General features: G+C 71.1%; 3 protein-coding genes and 1 riboswitch. Of the genes, 1 reads left to right on the forward strand and 2 read right to left on the reverse strand.

Annotated elements, in window-relative coordinates:
• Positions 1–99: 99 nt before the first annotated feature.
• Both thiE and ACOADB_RS09075 read right to left on the reverse strand, forming a co-directional pair.
• On the reverse strand, positions 100–702 hold the full coding sequence (gene thiE / locus ACOADB_RS09070) for a thiamine phosphate synthase (protein WP_378597634.1): 603 nt from the start codon (positions 700–702) through the stop codon (positions 100–102).
• Positions 701–810: riboswitch (TPP riboswitch) on the reverse strand. It overlaps the preceding gene by 2 nt.
• Positions 776–1,888: an FAD-dependent oxidoreductase gene (locus ACOADB_RS09075; RefSeq protein ID WP_378597635.1), complete on the reverse strand. Its 1,113-nt coding sequence runs from the start codon at positions 1,886–1,888 to the stop codon at positions 776–778. It overlaps the preceding riboswitch by 35 nt.
• A 188-nt stretch (positions 1,889–2,076) precedes the next feature.
• Here ACOADB_RS09075 and ACOADB_RS09080 point away from each other — a divergent pair.
• Positions 2,077–2,477: choice-of-anchor P family protein (locus ACOADB_RS09080; protein WP_378597636.1), on the forward strand; the 401-nt coding region annotated here is incomplete at its 3' end.

Below are 2,477 nucleotides of genomic sequence, written 5' to 3' on the forward strand. Positions count from 1 at the left end.
GCGGATCGACGACCGTGACGGCGTGGCCACGGCGGATCAGCTCGTCGGCCACGGCCAGGCCGATGATGCCGGCGCCGAGGACGGTGACGCGCATGCCGCTCACCCGATCGCCGCGAGGAGCTCCTCTGCTGCCCGGACCGGATCGGGCGGTCGCCAGATGCCGCCGATGACGGCCACGCCGGACGCTCCGGCTGCCAGCACGTCCGCCGCGTCAGCGGCAGTGATTCCGCCGATCGCGATCACCGGCAGGCGGCCGACCACTCCCCGCAGGCCCGCGGTGCCGAGCGGTTCGGGCAGCCCGATCTTGCTGGTCGTGGCGAAGACCGGCCCGACGCCGGCGTAGTCCGCACCCTCGGAGGCTGCACTCTCGACCTCGGCGAGCGAGCGGCAGGTCGCCCCCAGGAGGAGCCCCGGCGCCAGGGATCGCGCGACCGCGACCGGCAGGTCGCCGGACCCGAGGTGTGCACCGTCGGCCCCGGCCGCGACCGCGACGTCGACGCGGTCGTTGACGATCACCGACGCCCCGGACGGACGGACCGCAGCGATCACGGTCCGGGTCAGCTCGATCAACCCGCGGGCGTCGTACGCCTTCGACCGGACCTGGAACCCGTCGACGCCGAGCTCGGCCAGTCGGGTCAGGACCGAGAGGTCGTCGTGCTCGGAGACCAGACAGGTCAACCGGGGGACCGGTGAAAAGCGCATGGGCTGCTCCTTCTCTTCCTTCGCCGGTATGAGCCGGATCAGGTTCGACGGTCGGAGCAGCTTCAGCTCCCTCTCAGCCCGCTGCTGCGGACTCCCGTGGGATGGATGTCGCCGACGATAGCGGACCGTCGAGCTCCGCCAGCTGGCGGCGTACGGCGACGGCGGCCGCACGCCCGGCACGGTTGCCGCCGATGGTGCTGGCCGAGGGCCCGTAGCCCACCAGGTGCACCCGGGGATCGCGCTCGACCGTCGTGGCCGTCTGGACGTCGGCGCCGGTCTGGAGCAGCGCGATCCCGCCGAGCTCGCTGCGCAGGTGCAGCGGCGCGAGGTGCGCGACGGCCGGCCGGAAGCCGGTGGCCCACAAGATCACGTCCACGGGCTCGAAGCTGCCGTCCGCCCAGCGCACCCCGTCAGCCTCGATCCGGGCGAACATCGGCCGACGACGGTCATAGGCGCCCAGCCGCGAGGCCTCCTGCTCCTGCGGGCGCAGCCCCAGACCGGTCACGCTGACCACGCTGGCCGGCGGCAGGCCGGCGCGCACGCGTTCCTGGACCAGCTCGATCGCGTCGCGGCCGGTGCGCTCGTCGAAGTGGTCACGCCACACGGGCGGACGCCGGGTCACCCAGAGCACGTCGGTCCGGGGCGCGAGCTCGCCGATGAACTGCACCGCCGACGCGCCACCGCCGACCACCAGCACCCGCTTGCCGTCGAAGTGCTCCGGGCCGGGGTAGTCCACCGTGTGCAGCTGCTCGCCGCGGAACGACTCCACGCCCGGGTAGTGCGGCACGAACGGCTGCGTCCACGTCCCCGTCGCGTTGATCAGGGTGCGGGTCCACCAGGTCCGGGCGCCCGCGTGCACCACCAGCAGGTCACCCTCGGACGTCACCCGGTCCACCCGGACGGGACGGACGACCGGCAGGCCCCGCTCCGCCTCGTAGCGCGCGAACCAGTCCGGCAGGACCGCGTTCGCGCGTTCGGTCGAGCCGCGGGGCGCCGTCGCGTCCGGCAGGTCCGCGACCCCGTGGACGTCCTCCATGCTCAGCGAGTCCCAGCGGTGCTGCCAGGCGCCGCCGGGGCGCGCATTCGCGTCGAGCACGACGTGTTCGAGGCCCAGCCGGGTGAGGTGGTACGACGCCGACAGGCCGGCCTGGCCGGCTCCGATCACCACGACGTCGTACACCTTCACGGTGGTGGAACAGCCAGATCCGCTGGTCTATGCCATGTCCCGGAAGTCGCACCGGTTTCCCGAGCGTGACCTTCTATGGCTACCCTTCGTTAAATCTGCGGAAAGTACTCGGATTTCGGCAGGAACAGGCGGAGAGTGATCTCCAACGCCTGTAACTCAATACTTGCCATCAATGGGAATGGGGTCCCGTGAACGCGCGGAAGATTGTCTCTGGAGTCACCTTCGCCCTCTTGGGCGCGGGCCTGACACTGACGCCTACGCCGGCGCAGGCTGCTGAGCCTGTTGTCTGGAGCTACGCAGCCGCCACCGGCGGTACGTACATCAAGGTCCAGGACGGCTTGGTCAACTCCGACCTCACGGCCCAGTCCTCGGTCACGGGAGGCGCGAAGTCGTCCTCCTCCAAGAACAGCACTGCTGCTGCGAATGTCGCTGGCCTGCTCTCGGTCGGCGCCATCGAGACCACCACCAGCGCGAACGTCAACACGGTCGCCAAGACCACGACGCTGAACTCGTGGGCGCGCACGGCCAAGGTGGACCTGCTCGGCGGCCTGATCCGGGTCGACGCCCTCACGACGACGATCTCCACGGT

It is taken from the genome of Nocardioides sp. CPCC 206348 (assembly GCF_048654705.1).
Taxonomy (GTDB): domain Bacteria; phylum Actinomycetota; class Actinomycetes; order Propionibacteriales; family Nocardioidaceae; genus Nocardioides.